The sequence below is a fragment of the Elstera litoralis genome (genome assembly GCF_000963705.1).
Classification (GTDB): Bacteria; Pseudomonadota; Alphaproteobacteria; order Elsterales; family Elsteraceae; genus Elstera; species Elstera litoralis.
In genome coordinates, this window is the sequence record NZ_LAJY01000158.1 from 1 (window position 1) to 4,530 (window position 4,530).

At 63.0% G+C, this 4,530-nt stretch carries 8 protein-coding genes; 6 read left to right on the plus strand and 2 right to left on the minus strand.

All coding sequences use genetic code 11. The features are described from left to right. From VZ95_RS07305 to rlmH, 4 genes are all read left to right on the plus strand, one after another. Positions 1-1,090: glutamate-5-semialdehyde dehydrogenase (locus tag VZ95_RS07305; RefSeq protein ID WP_045775270.1), on the plus strand; the 1,090-nt coding region annotated here is incomplete at its 5' end. After that, positions 1,068-1,721 (plus strand): nicotinate-nucleotide adenylyltransferase, encoded by a 654-nt coding sequence (locus VZ95_RS07310; RefSeq protein ID WP_084627630.1) that lies wholly within the window; start codon positions 1,068-1,070, stop codon positions 1,719-1,721. The genes VZ95_RS07305 and VZ95_RS07310, both read left to right, overlap by 23 nt. A 117-nt stretch (positions 1,722-1,838) precedes the next feature. Continuing rightward, positions 1,839-2,177, plus strand: coding sequence for a ribosome silencing factor (rsfS, locus tag VZ95_RS07315; protein WP_232302532.1), 339 nt, complete (start codon positions 1,839-1,841; stop codon positions 2,175-2,177). 79 nt (positions 2,178-2,256) lie between these two features. Then, positions 2,257-2,715 (plus strand): 23S rRNA (pseudouridine(1915)-N(3))-methyltransferase RlmH, encoded by a 459-nt coding sequence (rlmH, locus tag VZ95_RS07320; RefSeq protein WP_045775272.1) that lies wholly within the window; start codon positions 2,257-2,259, stop codon positions 2,713-2,715. Positions 2,716-2,720: 5 nt separating this feature from the next. On the opposite strand, the gene VZ95_RS07325 is transcribed toward rlmH, so the two are convergent. Next, the gene (locus tag VZ95_RS07325; RefSeq protein WP_045775273.1) at positions 2,721-3,218 is read right to left on the minus strand and encodes a class I SAM-dependent methyltransferase; all 498 of its coding nucleotides are present in this window, start codon (positions 3,216-3,218) and stop codon (positions 2,721-2,723) included. A 96-nt stretch (positions 3,219-3,314) separates the two neighbouring features. Here VZ95_RS07325 and VZ95_RS07330 point away from each other — a divergent pair, with 96 nt between their 5' ends. After that, positions 3,315-3,872 carry a class I SAM-dependent methyltransferase gene (locus VZ95_RS07330; protein WP_045775274.1) on the plus strand — a complete coding sequence of 186 codons (558 nt, stop codon included), beginning with the start codon at positions 3,315-3,317 and terminating at the stop codon, positions 3,870-3,872. A gap of 2 nt (positions 3,873-3,874) precedes the next feature. Continuing rightward, positions 3,875-4,390, plus strand: coding sequence for a GNAT family N-acetyltransferase (locus VZ95_RS07335; protein ID WP_045775275.1), 516 nt, complete (start codon positions 3,875-3,877; stop codon positions 4,388-4,390). A 27-nt stretch (positions 4,391-4,417) separates the two neighbouring features. Here VZ95_RS07335 and VZ95_RS28055 read toward each other — a convergent pair. Next, positions 4,418-4,530, minus strand: a 113-nt coding sequence (locus VZ95_RS28055; protein ID WP_198148154.1) for a type II toxin-antitoxin system RelE family toxin, incomplete at its 5' end; no start/stop codon positions are given.

The following is a 4,530-nucleotide window of genomic DNA, read 5'->3' on the forward strand; positions in this document are numbered from 1 at the left end:
GGCCCGGGCGACCGAGCTTTCGCCCTCCCTGCGCGACCGGCTGAAACTGACGCCGGAACGGCTTGAGGGCGTGGCCAAGGGGCTCGACGAGATTGCGGCGCTGCCCGATCCCCTGGGCGCGGTGCTGGAAGACTGGCATCAGCCGAACGGGCTGCATTTCCAGAAAATCCGGGTGCCGCTCGGCATCATCGGCATCATTTACGAATCGCGCCCGAATGTAACGGCGGATGCGGGTGCGCTCTGCGTGAAATCCGGCAATGCTGTGATCCTGCGCGGCGGGTCCGACAGTTTCGCCTCCTCCGGTGCGATTCTTAACGCCTTGCGCGCCGGGCTGAAGGCCGCGGGTTTGCCCGAAGATTGCGTTCAGGCCTTGCCGACGCCGGACCGGGCGGCGGTGGGGCTGCTGCTGACGATGACCGACACGCTGGATGTGGTCATTCCGCGCGGCGGCAAATCGCTGATCGCCCGCGTCGCGGCCGAATCGCGCGTGCCGGTGTTGAAGCATCTCGACGGCAACTGTCATACCTATATTCACCGCGCCGCCGATCTGGAAACCGCCCGTAAAGTGGTGCTGAACGCCAAGCTGCGCCGAACGGGCGTTTGCGGGGCGACCGAAAGCTTGCTGTTCGACGCGTCTATCGTCCAAAGCCACGCCGGGCTGATCCTGAAAGACCTGCTCGATGCCGGGTGTGCCGTGCGCGCCGATGCCGGGCTCGAAACCCTCGATCCCCGGATTGAACCCGCCACCGATGCGGATTGGGGCACCGAATATCTCGAAGCCATCGTGTCGGCGAAGGTCGTGACCGGGGTTGCCGAGGCGATTGCCCATATCAACCGCTATGGCTCGCACCATACTGAGGCGATTCTAACCGAAGACGTCGAGGCAGCGGCGGCGTTTCTGGCCGGGGTCGATAGTGCCATCGTGCTGCATAATGCTTCGACGCAGTTTGCCGATGGCGGCGAGTTCGGTTTCGGTGCGGAAATCGGCATTTCCACCGGCAAGCTGCACGCGCGTGGCCCCGTGGGGGCGCAGCATTTGACGTCGATTAAATATCTCGTGCGGGGCAATGGCACAGTTCGCGCCGGATAAAGCCGCGTTACGCGCGCTGCGGCGGTTTCGGCGCGGGCAGGGACAGGTGATCGGGCTGCTGGGCGGATCGTTCAATCCCGCCCATGACGGTCATCGCCATATCGGGCTCGAAGCTTTGCGCCGCTTGGGGCTCGATTGGGTCTGGTGGCTGGTCTCGCCGCAGAACCCGCTGAAGTCGGCGGCCGAGATGGCCGCACTGCCCGAGCGCGTGGCCTCGGCGGTGAGCAAAGCGCGGCATCCGCGCATGGTGGTGACGGCGATTGAAAGCGATCTCGGCACGGTCTATAGCGCTGAGACCCTGCGGCGGTTGGTGCTTTTGTTCCCCAATCAGCGCTTCGTGTGGCTGATGGGGGCCGATAATCTCGGCCAAATCGCCCGGTGGCGCGCCTGGCGGAGCTTGTATGACCGAGCGGCGGTTGCGGTTTTCGCCCGCGCGCCTTATTCTGGCAAGGCTCTTCATGGGCAGGCCGCGCTGACGTTTCGCGCCGCGCGCTTGCCCGACGCCGCCTGCCGCGCGCTTGCCCGGCACAAACGGCCTGCTTGGGTCTTTTTGCGTACCCGTTTACACCCGGCCTCGGCCACCGCGATTCGCGCGGCGGCGAGGGTGGGTGTAAGATCTTCTCAAGACTAACCGGAGGGTTCTCCCATTTCCGCCCCTAATGATACGACGCCGCCCACGGCGCCGACCACCTCGACGACCGACCCCGTTTCCACCAAAAGCACGGCGCTTGTCGAGCAGTTGGTTGAAGTGGCCAAAACCTCGCTGGACGATGGGAAAGCGGAAGGCATTGTCGTGATTCCGCTCATCGGCAAAACCAGCATCGCCGATTACATGATTATCGCCTCGGGCCGCTCGAACCGGCAAGTGGCGGCGCTCACGATGAATCTGGCTGAAAAGCTGAAAGAAGCCGGGGCCAAGGGCATCACCATCGAAGGCATGCCGCGCGCCGATTGGGTGCTGGTTGATGCCAAAGACATCATCGTTCACCTCTTCCGCCCGGAAGTGCGCAGCTTCTACAATCTCGAAAAAAATGTGGGGCGTCGAGCTGCCGCCGGAAGTGCTGGTCAAAGGCTATTCGGTCGATAGCGATAGTCTCACCGACGCCGAAGCCGAGGAAGATTGGGACGAAGAGGCCGGCGAAACCCCGCGCTTCTAACCTTTTCCGATGCGCGTCCATTTGCTCGCGGTCGGGCGTTGTAAAGAGGCGGCCATCAAGTCCCTGGTGGCCGAGTATGGCAATCGTTTGCGCCCGGCGCTGTCGCTCATCGAGGTCGAGGAGCGGCGCGCGCTGCCCGCCGCCGAGCTAAAAGCCCGCGAAGGCCAGCTTCTGCTTGAGGCCGTGCCGAAGGGGGCGACGCTGGTCGCGCTCGACGAGCATGGCAAGAGCCTATCGAGCCAAGCTTTTGCCGACCAGATCGGGCGCTGGCGCGATAGCGGCGTCGCCGATCTTGCCTTTGCCATCGGCGGGGCCGATGGGCATGATGCGGCGCTGCTGGACCGCGCCGATTTCAAACTCAGCCTCAGCCCGCTCACCTGGCCGCATATGCTGGTGCGGGTGATGCTGGCCGAGCAAGTGTATCGCGCCCATTCGATCCTCGCCGGGCACCCGTATCACCGGGAGTAGGGCGTTCAGGCCCGATATTGCCAAATATAATAGCGCCCCTCCGCGATGCCCTCGGGCAGCGGCAGGGCGTGCCAGTTCGGCACACTCATCTTCTGATCGGCGACGATATAGGCCCCGTCCGCTAAGAGCGGCGGCAGCGCCTGTTCGAGCGCGCGGATTAAGGGCTCCGTGGTGTCGCGGCTACCATCGCCGATATCGCTATGGACCAAGCGTGCGCCAGCCCCCAAACGTGGACGGATGGCCGGGAGGGTATCGCGCACGTCGCCCAAGATCATCATGTCTTCCGGCGGGGCGCTTTTCGGGTTGGCCCGCATGGCGCGGTCGAACACAAAAATCGGCGCGTTGGGGAAAAGTTCGCGCAGATGATCGTAGGTGCGGCCATTGCCGAGGCCGAGTTCCAAGACGGGCTCAGTCAGCGTCGGGCCGTGGACCTGGGCGGCAATGAAGTTTAGGCACGCGCGCTGCGCGACCATGCGATTGATGAAGCTATCGAGACGAGACATGGCCTGTTGTGGCAAGCCCGCCCCCCGGCGTCAAGGCTTGCTCCCTGGGGACGGCGTGATAAGCTCCGCCGCCAAAGTTTTAGGAGACGCAGTAGCATGAGCGAAGCGCAGCGCTGGGACCAAGAGTATCAGGACGGTCGATGGAATTTTCTGCATAAGCTGCGGGAAGCGCCGCGCTATGGGGCGGTTGCCGCCTATCTGATGCAGGCTCCGCGCCCGTTCCGGCTGCTCGATATCGGTTGCGGCGATGGGGTGTTGATGCGTTACGTCCACCCGTCGCTTTTGTCCGGCTACGTCGGCGTTGACCTGTCGCAAGCCGCGCTCGACCGTTTCGAAGGGCTGCCCCCCGGCGGTGTCACGCGTTGCGCCGATCTCGCGGCCTATGAACCCGAAGGAAAATTCGACGCCATCCTGTTCAATGAAGTGCTGTTTTTCACCGCCGATCCGGTGGCGGAAATGGCGCGCTACCGCAAAGCGCTGACGCCCAACGGCGTGATGATCGTCTCGCTCTACGCCAAGGAAACCGGCGGCGCGCGGCGCATTCTCGATCAGGTCCACGAAGCGCTAACCGGGCCGGACTGGACGCTGCTCGACCATTGCCGCCTGACGACGCTGGGCAAGGGCACCAACTGGCAGCTTTATCTGGCGCGATGAATATGGAGCTTCAGCCCTTCACCGAGGCGGATATTCCCGACCTGCTGGGTTGGTTCCCGGACGCAGCCGCGCTGATGCAGTGGGGCGGAACCTCGGTTTCATTTCCGCTCACGGCGGCGCAGTTCGAACCGATGCTCGCTGAAGCGCGCCGAGAGGTGCCGCGTTTACAGGTTTTAAAGGCGGTTGTAGAGGGCAAGACCCTTGGGCATCTTCAGATCGTGCAGGATTGGCTGCACGGGGTAGCCCGTTTTGGCCTTGTCGCGATTCATCCCGAGTATCGTGGCCAAGGATTTTCCCGCCCGATGATGCGGTTAGCGCAAGCCCGCGTTTTCGCCTCAGCGGTTTTTCAGCGGTTGGAGTTGCAGGTCTATACGCAGAACGCGCCCGCTGTCCGTGCCTATGAATCGGCAGGGTTTGTGCGCGAAGGCGTGCGCCGCTCCGCACTTCAGATCGGTACGGACCGTTGGGACATCGCCTTTTATGCGATCTTGCGAGCGGAATATGAGGCGCGTGACTAACTGTCTAGGGTGAGTAAAAGCGTAGGGTTAGTCTCGATAGACATCCCCCCGATTGCCAATGCGCACGACGAGAATACGCAAAATATCATCTTCGATGCTGGCAATGATGCGATAATCGCCGACGCGATACTTCCAGTTAA